This is a genomic window from Streptomyces sp. NPDC111507, from assembly GCF_055638955.1.
In genome coordinates this window covers 121,119-139,498 of sequence record NZ_JBVKBU010000004.1, presented here as the reverse complement: position 1 = coordinate 139,498, position 18,380 = coordinate 121,119, and the positions used below count along the sequence as shown (strand labels likewise).

Genomic DNA, 18,380 nt, shown 5'->3' with positions numbered 1-18,380 from the left:
TGGGGTGTGGTTGACGGTTCGGGGTGTGGTGCGGCTCACTTCCAGTGGGTGGGGTGGGGTGGGGTGGGGTGGGGTGGGGTGGGGTGGGGTGGGCGTGGTGGATCGCCGGTCCGCGGGCCGGTGGGGGCTGGGCGCGCGGTTCCCGCGCCTCTCTGAAGAGGCGCTCCCGGAGACGGGCCCACGAACCAGGCCCGATGCCGTCCACCTCGTGCGTCTCACAGGGAGCGCAGCGCCGTCGTAGGCTGGACAACCCCGGCCCGTCGAGACGTGTCGGGCGGTTCGCGTTGCCCTCTCTCCGGGATGGAAGCCCTTCATGAGCCTGCACGGTCTGCTCGACGCCGTCGTCAAGGACGCCGCCCTCGCGGAAGCGGTGAAGGCCGCCACCGACGGCAACCGGATGCACATCGACCTGGTCGGCCCGCCCGCCGCCCGCCCCTTCGCGGTGGCGGCCCTGGCCCGCGACGTCGGCCGCACCGTACTGGCCGTGACCGCGACGGGACGCGAGGCCGAGGACCTGGCCGCGGCGCTCAGGTCCCTCCTCCCGGCCGACACGGTCGCGGAGTACCCGTCGTGGGAGACGCTCCCGCACGAGCGGCTCTCCCCCCGCTCGGACACCGTCGGCCGCCGCCTCGCCGTGCTGCGCCGCCTGGCGCACCCGCGCCCCGACGACCCCGAGACCGGCCCCGTGTCGGTCGTCGTCGCCCCGGTGCGCTCGGTGCTGCAACCGCAGGTCAAGGGCCTGGGAGACCTGGAGCCGGTCGCGCTGCGGACGGGCCAGGGCGCAGACCTGGGCGGGATCGTCGAGGCGCTCGCGGCAGCCGCGTACTCCCGGGTCGAGCTCGTCGAGAAGCGCGGCGAGTTCGCCGTACGCGGCGGCATCCTGGACGTCTTCCCGCCCACCGAGGAGCACCCCCTCCGGGTGGAGTTCTGGGGCGACGACGTCGAGGAGATCCGTTACTTCAAGGTCGCCGACCAGCGCTCCCTCGAGGTCGCCGAGCACGGACTGTGGGCGCCGCCCTGCCGTGAGCTGCTCCTGACGGACGAGGTGCGGGAGCGGGCGGCCCGGCTCGCCGAGGAACACCCCGAGCTGGGCGAACTGCTCGGCAAGATCGCCGAGGGCATCGCCGTGGAAGGCATGGAGTCACTGGCTCCGGTCCTCGTCGACGACATGGAACTGCTGCTCGACGTCCTGCCCAAGGGCTCGATGGCCGTCGTCTGCGATCCGGAGCGGGTACGGACGCGGGCCGCGGACCTGGTGGCGACCTCGCAGGAGTTCCTGCAGGCGTCCTGGGCGGCGACGGCCGGCGGCGGCGAGGCCCCCATCGACGTCGGCGCGGCCTCCCTGTGGGCCATCGCGGACGTCCGCGACCGGGCCCGCGAGCTGGACATGATGTGGTGGTCGGTGTCGCCGTTCGCGGCCGACGAGGAGCTGGACGCGGACACCCTCAAGCTCGGCATGCACGCTCCCGAGACCTACCGCGGCGACACGGCCAGGGCGCTCGCCGACACCAAGGGCTGGCTCGCGGACGGCTGGCGCACGGTGTACGTCACCGAGGCGCACGGCCCCGCCGCCCGTACCGTCGAGGTCCTCGGCGGCGAGGGCATCGCGGCCCGCCTCGACGCGGAGCTGACCGGGCTGACGCCCGCCGTGGTGCAGGTCGCGTGCGGTTCGATCGACTACGGCTTCGTGGACCCGGCGCTCAAGCTCGCCGTCCTCACGGAGACCGACCTCTCCGGCCAGAAGGCGGCAGGCAAGGACGGCGCGCGCATGCCGGCCCGCCGCCGCAAGACCATCGACCCCCTCACGCTCGAAGCCGGCGACTACATCGTGCACGAGCAGCACGGTGTCGGCCGCTACATCGAGATGGTGCAGCGGACCGTCCAGGGCGCGACGCGCGAATACCTGGTCGTGGAGTACGCCCCGGCCAAGCGCGGCCAGCCGGGCGACCGCCTCTACATCCCCACCGACCAGCTGGAACAGATCACCAAGTACGTCGGCGGCGAGGCCCCCACCCTGCACCGCCTGGGCGGCGCCGACTGGACGAAGACCAAGGCGCGCGCCAAGAAGGCGGTCAAGGAGATCGCGGCGGACCTGATCAAGCTGTACAGCGCGCGCATGGCAGCGCCCGGTCACGCCTTCGGTTCCGACACCCCCTGGCAGCGCGAACTCGAGGACGCCTTCCCGTACGCGGAGACCCCCGACCAGCTCACGACCATCGCCGAGGTCAAGGAGGACATGGAGAAGACGGTCCCGATGGACCGCCTGATCTGCGGCGACGTCGGCTACGGCAAGACGGAGATCGCGGTCCGCGCGGCCTTCAAGGCAGTGCAGGACGGTAAGCAGGTCGCGGTCCTGGTGCCGACGACGCTGCTGGTGCAGCAGCACTTCGGGACCTTCTCCGAGCGCTACTCGCAGTTCCCGGTGAACGTCCGCGCCCTGTCCCGCTTCCAGACCGACACGGAGGCGAAGGCCGTCCTGGAAGGCCTGCGGGACGGCGCGGTGGACGTCGTCATCGGCACCCACCGGCTGTTCTCCGCCGAGACCAAGTTCAAGGACCTGGGCCTGGTCATCGTCGACGAGGAGCAGCGCTTCGGCGTCGAGCACAAGGAGCAGCTGAAGAAGCTGCGCGCCAACGTGGACGTCCTGACGATGTCCGCCACCCCCATTCCCCGTACGCTCGAAATGGCGGTGACGGGCATCCGGGAGATGTCCACGATCACCACCCCGCCGGAGGAGCGGCACCCGGTGCTGACCTTCGTCGGCCCGTACGAGGAGAAGCAGATCGGCGCGGCCGTCCGCCGCGAACTGCTGCGCGAGGGCCAGGTCTTCTACATCCACAACCGGGTCGAGTCGATCGACCGGGCGGCGGCGCGGCTGCGTGAGATCGTCCCCGAGGCGCGTATCGCGACGGCGCACGGCCAGATGGGCGAGCAGGCTCTGGAGCAGGTGGTCGTCGACTTCTGGGAGAAGCGGTTCGACGTGCTCGTGTCGACCACGATCGTCGAATCCGGCATCGACATCTCCAACGCCAACACGCTGATCGTGGAGCGTGGCGACAACTTCGGCCTCTCGCAGCTGCACCAGCTGCGCGGCCGGGTGGGCCGAGGCCGTGAGCGCGGCTACGCCTACTTCCTGTACCCGCCGGAGAAGCCCCTGACGGAGACCGCGCACGAGCGGCTCGCGACCATCGCCCAGCACACGGAGATGGGCGCGGGCATGTACGTGGCGATGAAGGACCTGGAGATCCGTGGCGCGGGCAATCTGCTCGGCGGCGAGCAGTCGGGTCACATCGCGGGCGTCGGCTTCGACCTGTACGTCCGTATGGTCGGCGAGGCGGTCGCGGACTACCGGGCCTCCCTGGAAGGCGGGGTCGAGGAGGAGCCGCCCCTGGAGGTCAAGATCGAGCTGCCGGTCGACGCACACGTCCCGCACGACTACGCGCCGGGTGAGCGGCTGCGTCTGCAGGCCTACCGCGCCATCGCCTCCGCCAACACGGAGGAGGACGTCAGGGCCGTACGCGAGGAACTCACCGACCGCTACGGCAAGCTGCCCGAGCCGGTGGAGAACCTGCTGCTCGTCGCGGGCCTGCGGATGCTCGCGCGGGCGTGCGGTGTCGGCGAGGTCGTGCTTCAGGGCAACAACATCCGCTTCGCACCGGCGGAGTTGCGCGAGTCCCAGGAGCTGCGCCTCAAGCGGCTCTACCCGGGCACGGTCATCAAGCCGGCCGCCCACCAGCTCCTCGTACCCCGCCCGAAGACGGCGAAGGTGGGCGGGAAGCCGTTGGTCGGGCGGGAGTTGCTGGGGTGGACCGGGGAGTTCCTGGCGACGATTCTCGGGTCGTAGAGGCCGACGATTCTCGGGCCGTAGGTCGTAGAGGTCGTACGGAGTCGTAGCGGCCGGTGGTGGAGGCCGGGCTCACGTCGACGGTGGCTGGAACAGCATTCCCGTCAGGGTGCGGAAGACCTCCTCGGGGTCCTGGTCGCCGACCGCGCCGTCCAGGTTGTGGCCGAGGAGCAGCGTGGCGAAGCCGTGGGCCAGGGACCAGGCGGCGACTCCGGCGAGGCGGGGGTCGGTGCCGGGTTCCTGCACCCGGTCGGAGACGGCCCGGCGCAGGCGGTCCGCGGTCAGGGCGCGGGCCGTGGTCAGCTCCAGGTCGTTCTCGCGCAGCAGCTCCGGCGTGAACATCACCTGGAAGTGCGCGGGGTGCTCACGCGCGAAACGTACGTAGTGGACGCCCGCGTCCCGTAGGTCCGTGGCCTCGGTGAGCGCGGCCGACAGCAGCGCGTGACCCTCGACCGCGATCGCCGTGAGCAGGCCGGTGCGGTCCTTGAAGTGGTGGGCCGGAGCCGCGTGCGAGACGCCTGCCCGGCGGGCCAGGTCGCGCAGACTCAGCGCGGACGGGCCTTCGGCGGCGATGACGTCGAGCGCGACGCTCAGGATCGCGCGACGCAGATCGCCGTGGTGATAGGGGCGTTCGGGAGTGGTCTTCGCGGTCTCCATGGTCATCAGCGTACGCGGAATCTAGGCATTGACAAGTTCGACGGGTTCGGGCAATCTTGTCAGTGTCAAGTTGTCGCGTGGGTGGGAACGGGACGAGGGGGTTCGTCATGTCGGAGCACGGTAGTGAGGTGGTCGGGATGGTTCAGGGGGGCGGGGCTGGGACGGGGGCAGGGGGCGGGATCGAGCTCGGCGAGGTGCGTCGGCTGTGGCACCTGTTGGAGCCCCTGCACGCGGTGCTCTACTACGCGCCGGAGGTCTTCGAGGAGTCGGCCGCGCTCGGGTACGCCGGGTCGGCGGAGGAGCGCTGGCCGACGTACTTCCCCTTCCGTGCCGCGCCGTTGGGGGCGGTCGGGAGCGAGCGCGTGTCGTCCGCCTTCTACAGCTTCAGCCCGCGGATGGTCGCCGCGCACATGGACTCCGCGTGGGACACCGCGAGCCCCGCGGACGTGGTGAAGGCGAGAGAGCGGGGCCTGGACCGGGCGTACCGCGCGATATTCGGCGACCGCGCGGCGAGCCCCGAACTCATCGAGGCCGCAGGGCTGTTGCGCCGTGCCGCCGAGGCCGCGAACACCGCGGGCCGGCCCATGGCCGCGGCCAACGCGGAGCCGGCGTGGCCGACCGCCCCGCACCTCCAGGTGTGGCATGCGGCGACGATCCTGCGCGAGCACCGGGGTGACGGACACCTCGCGGCGCTGCTCGTCGCCGGGCTCGACCCCGTCGAAGCGCTCGTGTCCTTCGCGGCGATCGGTGCGGCCTCCGTCGAGCGCTTCGAGAGCCGCGGCTGGAGCCCGGAGGAGTGGAGCGCCGCCCGCGAACGCCTCGCCGCGCGCGGCCTCGTGACCGAATCCGGCACCGCCACACCCGTGGGCCGCGAGCTCCGCGCCGAGGTCGAACGCCACACGGACCAACTGGCCGCCGCCCCCTGGCTCGCCCTCACCCCGGCCGACCGGAGCCGACTGACCGAGCTGCTAGGCGAGTTCTGGGTCGCTGTGCTGGGTTCGGGGCTGCTGCCTTCGGAGTCCACGTTGGGAATCGGAAGGGTGTGACGGGAGGGCGCAGGGGCGTGGGGGTGTGAGTGTGCGGGCGTGAGAGCGGACGTCGCCGGGCGACGCAAGTGAAGCCGCCCGCGGGGGTGGGGCTTCGCGGACGGCCTCGGTGTCACGGTCGATCGGTGGGTGTGTCGTGCCTCGCGCGTCTGCGCGGCTACGGCTGATCGGGGTCTACGGCTGATCGGGCCGGTCGGTCGGTTCGCGGTCCATGCCCGTAGCGCCCTCGATCTTCTGCTGGGCGTCGTCGACCTGGTCCGTGTACTTGTTGCCCGTCTTCTCGTTGATCTCCCGTTCCCCGGCGTCGGACATGTCCTTGCCCTTGGACTTCGCATGGTCCTTGAACCTGTCGAAGATACCCATGCGGGAACTCCTTCCGGAGGTGTGTCACCACCGACGATACGCCCGGCGTGCACCTATTGCCCGTTGAAGGAGGGTATGGGCTGGGCATGCCCGCCGCTACCGTGGGCACCAGGGAAACGCGCCCTGTGCAGGGCGGACCCGGGGAACAAAGGGGAGGGGCGTCGTGGTGCGTCTGAGGGGTGGGGCGGCGGCTGCCGCATTGGTGCTGTTCGTCGTCGGCGCGGGGGTCAGCGGCTGCAAGAAGGACACCACGGGCTCGGCCGGCCCGCAGGGCACGGCGGCCGGCGGCGCCGCGCTCAGCGCCGTGGACTCGCTGACCGTCAAGGGGCGCGCGCCCAAGACTGGCTACAGCAGGGCGAGGTTCGGCACGGCCTGGGCCGACACGGACTCCAACAAGTGCGACACCCGCGACGACATCCTCAAGCGGGACCTGAAGAACGTGAAGTTCACCGGTGGCACCTGCAAGGTCGTCTCCGGGGCGCTCGACCCGGACCCGTACTCCGGCAAGGACGTGACGTACAAGCGTGGCCGCAGCCTGGTGGACATAGACCACCTCGTCGCGCTCTCGGACGCCTGGCAGAAGGGCGCCAAGTACTGGGACGCGAGCAAGCGGATAGCGCTGGCCAACGACCCGCTCAACCTGCTGTCCGTCGACGCGAGCACCAACCGCAGCAAGGGCGACGGCGACACCGCGACCTGGCTCCCGCCCAACAAGGGGTACCGCTGCACGTATGTGGCCGCGCAGGTGGCCGTGAAGAAGAAGTACGGGTTGTGGGTCACCGACGGGGAGAAGGCCGCGATGAAGAAGGTGCTCTCCGAGTGCCCCGGCCAGAAGCTTCCCTCGGGTGGCAATCCGACCCAGGCGCCGAAGCGGTTCACCGCAAACTGACGTTGTTTCATGCCGCTCGGCGCAAGGGCAAGATGACGAGAATCTGTCAAGAAAGTGAGGAGCCCGCAAAAAAGTTCACAAGTAGCAAAGGGGCGAGTCGAAACAAGTCGACTTGGTTCAGCAAGATCCGGTCAAGGTAAGGCCAAAAACGTTCCTCGCGCCTGTTCGCGGCATGTTCACAACAGTCAAGATCAGCGGGTTTTCTGTGCTTCTCCTGCGCGTTCCCCCTGCCTGATCTCTCTTGACTGTTGGAGTCGAAGCCGTGCGCATTCGGCCTGCCCGCCGTTCCCGCCAGCCCCGCCGTCCCGTCAGCCGTATGCACCGCATCCGGCGGCAGGTGGCCATGGTCGCCCTGACGGCGCTCGCGATGATGCTGACGACCCAGCAGGCGGTGGCCGACGGCCGCGAGTTGGGCCAGGTGTCCCTCTCGATGCCGAGTCTGTCCTCCGTGATGGCCTGGTTCCAGGACCCGCACTGGGGCCGGATCCCGCACCAGAAGTCGGGCACCGCGGCCGGACACGCGCACCACGTCTCCGCGAAGACGACCGACGCCAAGCGCGGTGTGGGCAGGGCGCCGGGCAAGGGGAAGGGTGAACTCGCCGCCTACCAGCCGCACAAGCCCGCCGTTCAGCAGGGCAAGAGCCGCGGCGGCGGCACCTACAACCCCAAGACCAGCAAGCGCAACGCGGCCAAGTCCTCGCGCACCGACACCGTCTACGACAACGCCGACGGCAGCACCACCCGCCGAATATCCCCGACGCCCGTCAACTACCAGGTGGGGAAGGGGAGATGGGCGCCGATCGATGTGGACGTGAGAGCCGGTCCCGACGGCCGCTGGCACGAGAAGGCCAACTCCGTCGGTGTCGACTTCGGCGCCAAGGCCGGTGCCTCCGGCCTCGTCTCCTTCGCCGCCGACAGCGCGCACTCCCTTTCCTACGGACTCAAGGGCGCGGCCTCCGTCAAGGGCACGGCGGACGGCTCGCGCGTCACGTACGAGAACGTCCTGACGGACACCGACCTCCAGGTCGCCCCCACCGCGACCGGGGTCAAGGACGCGGTCGTCCTGCGTTCCGTGGACGCGGGGAACAGCTGGACCTTCCCCCTGGACCTCAAGGGCCTCACGCCCGTCCAGACCAAGAGCGGGTCGGTCGACCTGCGTGACTCCACCGGCAGGACCGTCGAGCGCATCCCCGCGTCGTACGCCTACGACTCGAAGGTGAACCCGCGCTCCGGGGACCCGGCCACCACCCACGACGTCAGCACCGAGCTCGTCCACGACAAGGACGGCTACGCGCTGAAGGTGACCCTCGACGACAGCTGGCTGCACGACCCGCGCCGCGTCTTCCCGGTCACCGTCGACCCGCAGGTCACGGACGGCTGGACCACCACCTACGCCGAGTCCGGCGCCGCGGGCGACCACTCCTACGAGCAGACCGTCAAGGTCGGCTCCTACGACTCCGGCACCCACTCCGCGGTCAGCTACGTCAACCACTGGGACACCGCCTGGGACGGCAGCGGTGTCACCGTCTCCTCCGCGACCCTGCACCTCTTCGACACCTGGGCCGCCACCTGCACCGCCGAGCGATTCGACGTCGCGCTGGTGACGAAGGCCTGGACCCCGGAAGGTGTCACCAGCTACCCGGGGCCGACGTACGGCTCCTCGATCGGCAACGCCACGCCGAGCGTGCCCAACGCCTGCGCCAACACCGGCGCCGACCGCTCCGTCGGCGACAACGTGAGCGTCACCCTGTCCACGTCCGCCATCCAGGGCTGGATGAACGGCACCACCGCCGACTACGGCCTCGCGCTCTACGCGTCGACGACCGACAACCTGCACTGGAAGCAGTTCGGCTCCTTCAACGACCCCGGGCTCGGCCCGTACATCGTGGTCACCTACACGGGTAACACGGCGCCGCAGCTGTACGAGCAGTTCCCCGCCGACAACGCGGTCGTGGGCACCACCACCCCCGAGCTGACCGCCTGGGCAGGCGGCGCCAACTCCAGCGGCAGCGCCGGCCAGTACGTCTTCAAGGTCTACGACGCGACCAACACCCAGGTCGCCACGTCCGGTCTGATCTCCACCGGCGACTGGACGGTCCCTGCGGGCAAACTGGCCTGGGGCAAGCCGTACACATGGACGGTTCAGGCGTACGACTCCACGACGGGCCTTTACTCCACGGCGGATCCCTACGCGCTCTCGGTCCAGGTGCCGCAACCCGTGATCACCTCGGGGCTGTCGCAGAACAGCAGTGACCACGGCTTCGACGCGTCGATCGGCAACTACACCACCTCCGACACCGACGCCTCGATCTCCACCGTCGGCCCCTCGCTGGACGTGGAGCGCGACTACAACTCCCGCGACCCGCGCTGGACCGGCGCGTTCGGGTCCGGCTGGTCGAGCATCTTCGACGCGCGGGCGACCGAGCAGTACACGGCGTCGGGCGCGGTCTCCAGTGTCAACGTCACCTACCCGGACGGTTCGCAGGTCGGGTACGGCAAGAACAGCGACGGCACGTTCGCCCCGGGCAACGGGCGGTTCGCCACCTTCACCACGGTCACGGGCGGCGGCTACAAGCTGACCGACAAGGACGACACGGTCTACACGTTCACCCAGTCCCTGGGGTCGGGCGCGTACGGTCTGCTCTCCGTGACGGACGCCAACGGGCGGTCCATCACCTTCACCTGGACCAGCGGCCACATCACGAAGATGACGTCCGCGGTCTCCACCCGTTCCCTCAACCTGACCTGGTTCACACCGTCCGGCGCGTCGGCCGCGCACGTCCAGACCGTCGTCACCGACCCGGTCACCGCGGGCGACTCCTCCACCGCGCAGACCTGGACGTACGGCTACACCGGCGACCAGCTCACCAAGGTGTGCTCGCCGCTGTCGTCCACCAAGTGCACGACGTACGGCTACACGAGCGGCTCGCAGTACCAGAACGCCTCGCTCGACCTCGACCCGCACGCCATGTGGCCGCTGTCGGAGGCCTCGGGCGCGACGACGGCCAAGGACGCCGTCCTCGCCAATGAGGGCACCGACAACGCGACCTACGAGAACGTGACGACGGGCCAGAGCGGTGGCCCGCTCACCGGCTCCTCCACCACCGTCGCCTCCTTCAACGGCACCTCCTCCGACGTCTCGCTGCCGAAGAACACCGGCAACGACACCGACTCCGGCGCGCTCTCGCTCTGGTTCAAGACCTCCGCGGGCCCCGGCGTCCTGTACTCGTACGCCTCCCAGCCCATCGGTTCCGGACAGGCCGCGGGCTTCTACACCCCCTCGATCTACGTCGGCACCGACGGCAAGCTGAACGCCGAGTTCTGGTACAGCGGCGGCATCAACCCGATCGTCACGACCGCGTCGGTCGCCGACGGCAAATGGCACCACGTGGTGCTGTCGGCCGCGGGCAACTCGCAGACGCTGTTCGTCGACAACGCGAAGATCGGCTCGCGCACCGGCACCGTCTCCATCCAGAGCGCGGTCGCCTTCGGCAAGAACCAGTCCTTCAACTACCTCGGCACCGGATTCCTCGGCGGGAACTGGCCCGACGAGCCGCACCAGAGCTCCACCGAGAAGACCGGCTACGCCACCTACTTCAACGGCTCGGTCGCGGACGCCGCCTGGTACGGCCGCCCGCTGGTCGCCGCCGACGTCAACGCCCTGTACCAGTACGGCACCCACGCGGCGAGCCTGCTGACCTCCATCACCCGGCCGTCCGGCAAGACGTACGCGGCCATGCAGTACGACCCGGGCACCACCACCCTCACCCAGCTCACCGACGAGAACGGCGGCGTCTGGAAGCTCGGGGCGCCCACGGTCACCGGCTCCAGCCAGACCTACCGGGGCGCGGTCCTCGGCGCGGCGCCCGCGGGCTACTTCCGTCTCGGTGAGGCGGCCGGCGCGACCACCGCCGTCGACGAGGTACGCGGCGGCAACGGCACGTACAGCGCGGTGACGCTCGGCGCGACGGGACCGTTCAGCGACCAGAAGGCCGCGACCTTCGACGGCAGCACCTCGTCCATGGCGCTGCCCAGCGGCATCCTGCCCGGTGCGGGTGCCGAGTCGGTCAGCATGTGGTTCAAGACCTCCACGGCGAACGGCGTGCTGCTCGGCGCGTCCAAGGACCCGCTGAGCTCGGGGACCACCACCGGCAACTACACGCCCGTCCTCTATGTCGGCAGCAGCGGAAAGCTGTACGGCGAGTTCTACTTCTCCGGCGGATCCACCAAGCCCATCGGTTCCGCCGCCGCGGTGACCGACGGCAAGTGGCACCACGTGGTGCTGTCTACGGCGGCCACCAGCCAGGCGCTGTACCTCGACGACGCGCTGGTCGCCTCGCAGACCGGCACGGCCGCGATGAGCGTCCAGACCACCCAGTACGTCGGCGGGGGCTTCATCGGTGGCAACTGGCCCGACGAGTCGCACACCAGCACCACCAGCAACACCGGTTACGCCACCTACTTCAAGGGCTCGGTCGCCGAGGTCGCCGTCTACCGCTCCCAGCTGGCCGCGCAGGACGTGGCCCAGGAGTGGGAGGCCGCGAAGAACTCCACCGGCCTCCTCCCGGTGGAGACGGTCAAGGTGACCTCGCCGGCGAACGCCACGCTCACCTACACCTACGACGTCGACAACGGCAACCGGGCGTTGACCGAGACCGACGGCCTCGGCAACAAGACGAGCTTCGGCTACGACTCCGCCGGTTTCGAGCACACGGTCACCGACCCCAACGGCTCGATGAACATCACCGGTCACGACGTACGCGGCAACATCGTCTCCTCGACCGCCTGTCAGGACGAGTCCGCGAACAAGTGCTCGACCGAGTACTACACGTACTACCCGGACGACACCACGGCCCAGCTGACGACGACCGACCCGCGCAACGACCAGCTGCTGACCGAGCGCGACGGCCGTTCGGCGTCGGCGACCGACACCACCTACCTGACCTCGTACGCGTACGACGCGCAGGGCAACCAGACCGGTATCACCGGCCCGGCCGTCCCCGGCTTCTCGCACGGCCGCACCACCACGACCGTCTACAGCGACGGCACCAGCACCTACCCGTCCGCAGACGGCGGAGTGGTGCCCAAGGGCCTGCCGGTGAAGACGGTCAGCCCCGGCGGCGCGGTCAACCAGGTGGCGTACTTCAAGAACGGCGACGTCGCCTCGACCACCGACGCCATCGGTCTGGCGACGACGTACACCTACGACGGCCTCGGCCAGGTCCTCAGCCAGAAGGTCGTCTCGGACACCTACCCGAACGGCCTGACCACCTCGTACACGTACGACCTGAACGGCCAGGTCACCGAGGAGCACGACCCGCAGCTCACCGACCGCGTCACCGGCGCCACGCACGCCGCCGTCTCCTCGACCGTCTACGACGAGGACGGCAACGTCACCTCGCAGACCGTCGCCGACGCGAGCGGCGGCGACACCGCGCGCACCGAGACGCAGACCTACGACGCCTACGACCACCTGCTGACCGAGTCGGACGCCAACGCGGTCGCGGGCGCGAGCAACGGCAACACCACCACGTACACCTACGACAACCAGGGCAACAAGACCAAGGAAGTCACCTCGGCGGGCAACGAGACCCGCTACACGTACGACGACAACGGCAACCTGCTCACCCAGGCCCTGATGTACACCGGTGACCCGGTCAACCCGGGGACCGCGACCCTGCTCACGGAGTCCTCGCGCGCCTACGACCCGGCCGGCCGACTCCAGTCGGTGACCGACGCGATGGGCAACACCACCTCGTACACCTACCTGGATGACGGTCTGACCGCCGCGGTGAAGCGGACCAGCTCCGACGGCACGAAGAGCTACGTCCTGGAGTCGGACACCTACGACGCCGCCGGGAACCTGCTCACCTCGACCTCCGACAACGGCGAGACCGTCACCAACTACAAGGTCGACGCGGCCTCCCGCACCACCTCGACCACGGTCGACCCGACCGGCGTGGACCGCGTCTCCACGGTCTCGTACACCCCGGACGACCAGGTCGCGAGCGAGAACGACCACGACGCCACGGGCTACGACCGCACCACCACCAGCTCGTACGACGCCATGGGCAACGTGCTCAGCGAGACGCTGTACGGGGACGCCTCCGGGCACCCGGCCGGCTGGTGGAAGCTCAACCAGGACTCCGGCACCAACATCACCGACTCCTCCGGCACCGGCAACACCGCCACCGCCGGATCGGGCGTGACCTGGTCGGACAGCGCGGCGAAGTTCGCGGGCACCACCACCGGCACCGGCAACGTCGTCGACACCACCGGCCCGGTCCTGGACACCACCGCCTCCTACACGGTCTCCGCCTGGGTCAACCTCAGCGACACCTCCACCTACCGCACCTTCGTCGCGCAGGGCGGCACCAACCGGGCCTCCTTCTACCTTCAGTACTCCAAGGCCGACAACGCGTACCGCTTCCACGCGGCCAACGCCGACGTGGCCTCCCCGACCGCGTTCTACGACGCCACCGCCACCGCGGCACCCACGCTGAACACCTGGACGCACCTGGTCGGCGTCTTCGACTCGACGACCGGCTCCATGAAGCTGTACGTCAACGGCGCCCAGGCGGGCTCGGGTACGAACACCGCGCCCTGGACCGGCACCGGACCGCTCTCCATCGGCGGCACCGAGAAGGCGGACGGCACGACGAGCGACGTCGTCGCCGGTTCGGTCGGTGACGTGCAGGTCTACCAGCGGGCCCTGTCCGCGACCGACGTCACCTCCCTCTACGGCAAGGGCCGCACGGGCGGCACGGTCGGCTCCTCCACCGAGCAGACCACCAAGTACAGCTACGACAAGCGGGGCCTGCCGACGTCCACGACGGACGCCGAGCAGAACACCACGACGTACGCCTACGACGAGGCCGGCAACCTCGCCCTCTCCACCGCGCCCGCCGTCCAGTCCGAGCCGGACGGCACCACGCCGGCGACCGTCCACCCCGTCACCACCAGCGGCTTCAACACCTTCGGCGAGGGCGTCGAGGAGGAGGACCCGAACGGCCTGGTGACGACCACGGCGTACGACGCCAACGGCAACAAGGTCTCCGAGGCGCTTCCCTCGTACACCCCAGCGGGCGGCTCGACGCCCAACGCGGGCACCACGGTCTGGAAGTACGACAGCGAGGGCAACCAGACCGACGAGATCAGCCCGAGCGGCAAGACCACCTCGTACCTCTATGACCAGATGGGCAACCTCGCCCAGATCACGGCGCCCGACGGCACCAAGACGCACGCGCTGTACGACACCAACGGCGAGCAGCTGTCGGCGACGGACGCCGCGGGCGCGCAGACCCAGGCGACGTACGACTTCATGGGCCGCCAGCTCACCTCGTCGACGATGGAGCGCTACCCGTCGACGAGAACGCTGACGACGACGAACTCGTACGCGGTCACGACCGGCAACCCGTACGGCGCCCACCCCGCGTCGACGACCTCGCCGGGCGGTGTCTCGAACACATACGCCTACAACCGGGCCGGTGACGTCACCTCGGTGACGGACGGCGCGGGCAACACGACCCGCTACGGCTACGACTTCGAGGGCAACACGACGAAGACGACGCTGGCGGACGGCACCTGGACCGAGACGGACTACAACGCCTCGGACGACCCGACGGCGACGCGTGAGTACGACGCGAGCGGCACGAAGCTGTCGGGGACCTCGCAGCAGTACGACGGCGTGGGCAACATGGTCTCCTCCACGGACGCCAACCAGCACACCACCCGCTGGACGTACGACGCGTCGGGCGCGATCACGCAGCAGGTCGAGCCGGTGGACGCCGCGACCTCGATCACCACGACCTTCGGCTACGACGCGGCGGGCAACCGCACGCGCTTCACCGACGGCCGCGGCAACTCCTGGCGCTACACGTACACGCCGTGGGGCCAGCAGGAGAAGGTGATCGAACCGACGACCGCCACGTACACCTCGGCCGCCGACTCGACGACGACCTTCGCCTACGACGCGGACGGTCAGCTCACGACGGCCACTCTTCCGGGTGGCGTCACGACGTCGATGACCTACGACGTCAACGGCCAGCTCAAGACGATGAACGGCTCGGGCGCGGACGCGGCGACGGCGAAGCGCACCTTCAACTACGACGCGGACGGCCGGGTCCTGTCGGCGGACACGGACGAGGCGGGCATCGCGGGCGCGGTGGACCACCAGGCCGCCACGCACGACGCGTTCACGTACGACGACCGGGGTGACGTCCTCACGGCCTCGGGCTCGGCAGGCTCCTCCAACTTCTCGTACAACGACGACGCGTCGATGCTGACGCGGGCGGACGCCGCCGGCACGACGTCGTACGGCTATGACACGGCGGGCCGTCTGTCGTCCCTGAACGACGCGGCGACGGGCACCCAACTGACCTACACATACGGTCAGTTGAACGAGGTCAAGTCGGTCAAGTACGGCGCGACGGGCCAGACCCGCACGTTCGGTTACAACAGCTCGCACGAGCTGACGAGCGACGTCCTGGTCCAGGGCGCGTCCACGCTGGCGAGCTTCTCGTACGGCTACGACGACAACGGCAACCTGATGTCGAAGGCGACGACGGGAGTCTCGGGCGCTTCGTCGAACACGTACACGTACGACTGGTCGGACCGTCTGACGTCGTGGAACAACGGTTCGACGACGAAGAGTTACGCGTACGACGCCTCGGGCAACCGCATCCGCAACGGCTCGGACGTCTACACCTACGACGCCCGTGACGAGCTGACCTCGGACGGCACGCACACCTACGACTACTCCGCGCGCGGCACGATGACGCAGGAGTCGCAGACGTCGGGTTCGGTTGCGAACAAGACGGACGCGTTCGGCGGCCAGATCGCGGCCGGCACGCAGTCCTACACCCTGGACGCGCTGGGCCGGAACATCACCGACACGGACACGACGGCGCAGTCCACGCGCACGTTCGCCTACTCCGGCGCGGACAACACGATCGCGTCCGACGGCGACAACACGTACACGTACGACCCGGCGGGCGGCGTGATCGGCGTCAAGCCGTCGGGCGGCAGCGGGGTGCTGGCCCTGACGGACCTGCACAGCGACGTGGTGGGCACGTTCACCTCGGGCGCGTCCTCGCTGACGGGTTCGGCGTCGTACGACCCGCTGGGCAAGGTGGTCTCACCGACTGACACGGTGACGGGTCATCTGGGCTTCCAGTCGGGCTGGACGGAACCGGGCACGGGTGACGTGGGTACGGCCTCGCGCTGGTACAGCCCGGACACGGGCCAGTTCCTGAACAAGGACACCATCTCGCTGAACGCGGTGCCGAATTCGGTGGCTGCGAACCCGTTCGCCTACGTCGACGACAACCCGATGGCGGGCACGGACGAGTCGGGCAACTGTTCCTGGTACGACGTGGTGTGCGGGGCGAAGAAGGCCGTGCATCACGTCAAGCGGGCGGTCTCGCACGTGGCGCACAAGGTCTACCACGCGGCCAAGCACATAGCCCGCAAGGTCGTCCACGCGGTCAAGCACGCGGCGCACAAGATCGTTCACCATGTGCGGGACGTGTACCACGCGACGGTGCGGGTGGTGCGGCGCGTATACCACTACGCGGCGCGGCATGTCAGACGCGTCTATCACGCGGCTGTCCATGCGGTGCATACGGCGTATCACAAGGCCTCACGTGTGGTGCATCGCGTGGTCCACGCGGTGAAGAAGGCGGCGCACAAGATCGCGAGCCATGTGAAGAAGGCCGCGAAGGCGGTCGCCCATGTGGCACGGACCGCGTACCACGCCACGGTCAAGGCGGCGAAGGCGACGGCGACGTACGTCAAGCACCACGCGGCGGCGATCACCTCCTTCGTGGTGTCGACGGCGGTGTTCGCGGGCTGTGAGGCGTTCACGGCCGGCCTGGGCACGATCGGGTGTGCCGCTGCCGCGGGCGCGGCGGGCTCCCTGGTCGAACAGGGCTTCAAGTGCGCGGAGAACGGCGGCGGGGACTGCAGTGCCGGCGCGTTCGGCGAGTCCGCGCTCGAGGGCGCGGTCTCCGGTGCGGTCGGCGGTGCGCTGGGCGCCCTGGGCGGCAAGATCCTGGCGAAGGTGGCGCCCAAGGCGATGAAGGTCGTGGGCGGACTGTTCGGCAAGGGGGCGACCGAGGCCGGGGATTCCGCGGCGGCGGACGCGACAGAGGAGGCGGCTTCGGCGGCGGAGTCGGAGGGGGCGGGGACTCGGAGTCAGTCGCGTTCGGGGGAGGAGGAGTCGGGCGGGAGCTGCTCGATCCACAGCTTCACAGGCGCGACACAAGTGCTGATGGCGGATGGCACAACCAAGGCCATCGACCACGTCCGAGTGGGAGACACGATCACGAACTCGGTACCTGGAGTGACCGGTACGGAGGCGCACAAGGTCACCGCGGTGATCGTGACGCACACCGACCACGACTTCGTCGACCTCACCATTGAGAAGACTGCCAAGTCGGCGGCGACGCAGAGTGCGAAGGGCGGGGCGAAGTCCCTGGCCCGGAAGGTGGCTCGCAAGGCCGCGTTCGGCCTGGCGGCATCGGCGGCGGTACTGGGCGCGCTGGCGGCGAGCCACGGCCATGGCCACGGCCAGCAGCCGGCGACTGCTCCGGTGGCGGCGGTCAGCACGGTTTCCACTCAGGACACCAAGGTCGTTGTCGGTACGGAGGCCACGCAAAGCGCGCACCTGACGACGACCTTCCACCACCCGTTCTACGACGAGACCCAGTCGGCGTTCGTCGACGCCAAGGACCTCCACACAGGAGATGTTCTCCAGACCCCGACCGGCACCGCCGAGGTCACCGGTGTCCGCCTGTACCACGCGAATACCACCACGTACGACCTCACCATTGGGTCCCTCCACACCTACTATGTGGAGGCTGGCTCGACGCCGGTCCTGGTCCACAACACCAACTTCATTAGCAGCCCCGGTTCTTCCGGATCCGCTGCGTGCTCGGCAAATTGGGTGCCCGAAGGAGGATTCCAGAATTCGACACCGCCCGCTCCTAGTACACGGAGTGGCTGGTTTAGGTTCCAAAGTGCTGCCGCAGGGTCGAGATCAGATATTGGGGGACGGTCGTTGGTTCCCCAGTACAGTGCGCCGGACGGAGCCGGTGGCGTTATCACCGCGAAGTTTGACTCTGCATTTGGCGATGAGGCAATCGATCGGAAGCTGGGATTGACCGGGTTCGGCAAGGACGAGGCGGAGCGACAAGTTGCTGTCGCCGCTCATCATGGCTTCCAGGCGGTCTATGAATTGCCGTCTCAAGCGAAAGTTGATGCGGCCGACAAACTCCTATCTGGTTGGGGAGTTAAGGGAATCATTACTCGAATCGGAAGCTGGTCCCTGCCATGACAGACCACCTTTTGAAGGCGCTTCTCTCGGTTGTTGCAATGCTTGAGGATGCGGTCAAGTTCGGAATGGATTCGCACGCGGCGGTAAATGCGCTTGAGGGTCTGGCCTTCGAGCTTGATCAGATGAGCGACTCCGAGCGTGCGGAATTCATGGAAGCCATTAATCGAATTGCAGATTCGGCGGATCCTGCTCAGCGAGAGTGGATCCGAAATCTCCCGGGAAACCTAGGAATCTAAAGCACCGGAG

General features: G+C 69.0%; 7 protein-coding genes. 5 read left to right on the top strand and 2 right to left on the bottom strand.

Features of this window, described 5'->3' with window-relative positions:
- Positions 1 to 313: 313 nt before the first annotated feature.
- Positions 314 to 3,844, top strand: a complete 3,531-nt coding sequence (gene mfd / locus ACZ7M2_RS18280) for a transcription-repair coupling factor (protein ID WP_471596120.1) — start codon at positions 314 to 316, stop codon at positions 3,842 to 3,844.
- A 72-nt stretch (positions 3,845 to 3,916) separates the two neighbouring features.
- Here mfd and ACZ7M2_RS18275 read toward each other — a convergent pair whose 3' ends face one another.
- Positions 3,917 to 4,501: a TetR/AcrR family transcriptional regulator gene (locus ACZ7M2_RS18275; protein WP_471596119.1), complete on the bottom strand. Its 585-nt coding sequence runs from the start codon at positions 4,499 to 4,501 to the stop codon at positions 3,917 to 3,919.
- A gap of 137 nt (positions 4,502 to 4,638) precedes the next feature.
- Between ACZ7M2_RS18275 and ACZ7M2_RS18270 the strand changes: the two genes are divergently transcribed.
- Positions 4,639 to 5,547, top strand: coding sequence for an SCO6745 family protein (locus tag ACZ7M2_RS18270; RefSeq protein ID WP_471596517.1), 909 nt, complete (start codon positions 4,639 to 4,641; stop codon positions 5,545 to 5,547).
- Positions 5,548 to 5,721: 174 nt separating this feature from the next.
- Here the strand turns inward: ACZ7M2_RS18270 and ACZ7M2_RS18265 are convergent, their stop codons facing one another.
- On the bottom strand, positions 5,722 to 5,910 hold the full coding sequence (locus ACZ7M2_RS18265) for an Rv0909 family putative TA system antitoxin (protein WP_352044358.1): 189 nt from the start codon (positions 5,908 to 5,910) through the stop codon (positions 5,722 to 5,724).
- A gap of 163 nt (positions 5,911 to 6,073) precedes the next feature.
- Here ACZ7M2_RS18265 and ACZ7M2_RS18260 point away from each other — a divergent pair, with 163 nt between their 5' ends.
- The 3 genes from ACZ7M2_RS18260 (at position 6,074) to ACZ7M2_RS18250 (ending at position 18,370) form a co-directional block, all read left to right on the top strand.
- Positions 6,074 to 6,799 carry an HNH endonuclease family protein gene (locus ACZ7M2_RS18260; protein WP_471596118.1) on the top strand — a complete coding sequence of 242 codons (726 nt, stop codon included), beginning with the start codon at positions 6,074 to 6,076 and terminating at the stop codon, positions 6,797 to 6,799.
- A gap of 316 nt (positions 6,800 to 7,115) precedes the next feature.
- Entirely contained in the window at positions 7,116 to 18,134 is an 11,019-nt protein-coding gene (locus tag ACZ7M2_RS18255) for a LamG-like jellyroll fold domain-containing protein (RefSeq protein ID WP_471596117.1), read from the top strand.
- The gene (locus ACZ7M2_RS18250) at positions 18,131 to 18,370 is read left to right on the top strand and encodes a hypothetical protein (RefSeq protein WP_351300889.1); all 240 of its coding nucleotides are present in this window, start codon (positions 18,131 to 18,133) and stop codon (positions 18,368 to 18,370) included. The genes ACZ7M2_RS18255 and ACZ7M2_RS18250 overlap by 4 nt, the downstream gene beginning before the upstream one ends.
- Positions 18,371 to 18,380: the final 10 nt, after the last annotated feature.

Coding starts and splice junctions, on each gene's coding strand:
- ACZ7M2_RS18250 (WP_351300889.1), top strand. CDS start 18,131: ATGACAGACCACCTTTTGAAGGCGCTTCTCTCGGTTGTTGCAATGCTT.
- ACZ7M2_RS18275 (WP_471596119.1), bottom strand. CDS start 4,501: ATGGAGACCGCGAAGACCACTCCCGAACGCCCCTATCACCACGGCGAT.
- ACZ7M2_RS18265 (WP_352044358.1), bottom strand. CDS start 5,910: ATGGGTATCTTCGACAGGTTCAAGGACCATGCGAAGTCCAAGGGCAAG.
- mfd (WP_471596120.1), top strand. CDS start 314: ATGAGCCTGCACGGTCTGCTCGACGCCGTCGTCAAGGACGCCGCCCTC.
- ACZ7M2_RS18270 (WP_471596517.1), top strand. CDS start 4,639: ATGGTTCAGGGGGGCGGGGCTGGGACGGGGGCAGGGGGCGGGATCGAG.
- ACZ7M2_RS18255 (WP_471596117.1), top strand. CDS start 7,116: ATGCACCGCATCCGGCGGCAGGTGGCCATGGTCGCCCTGACGGCGCTC.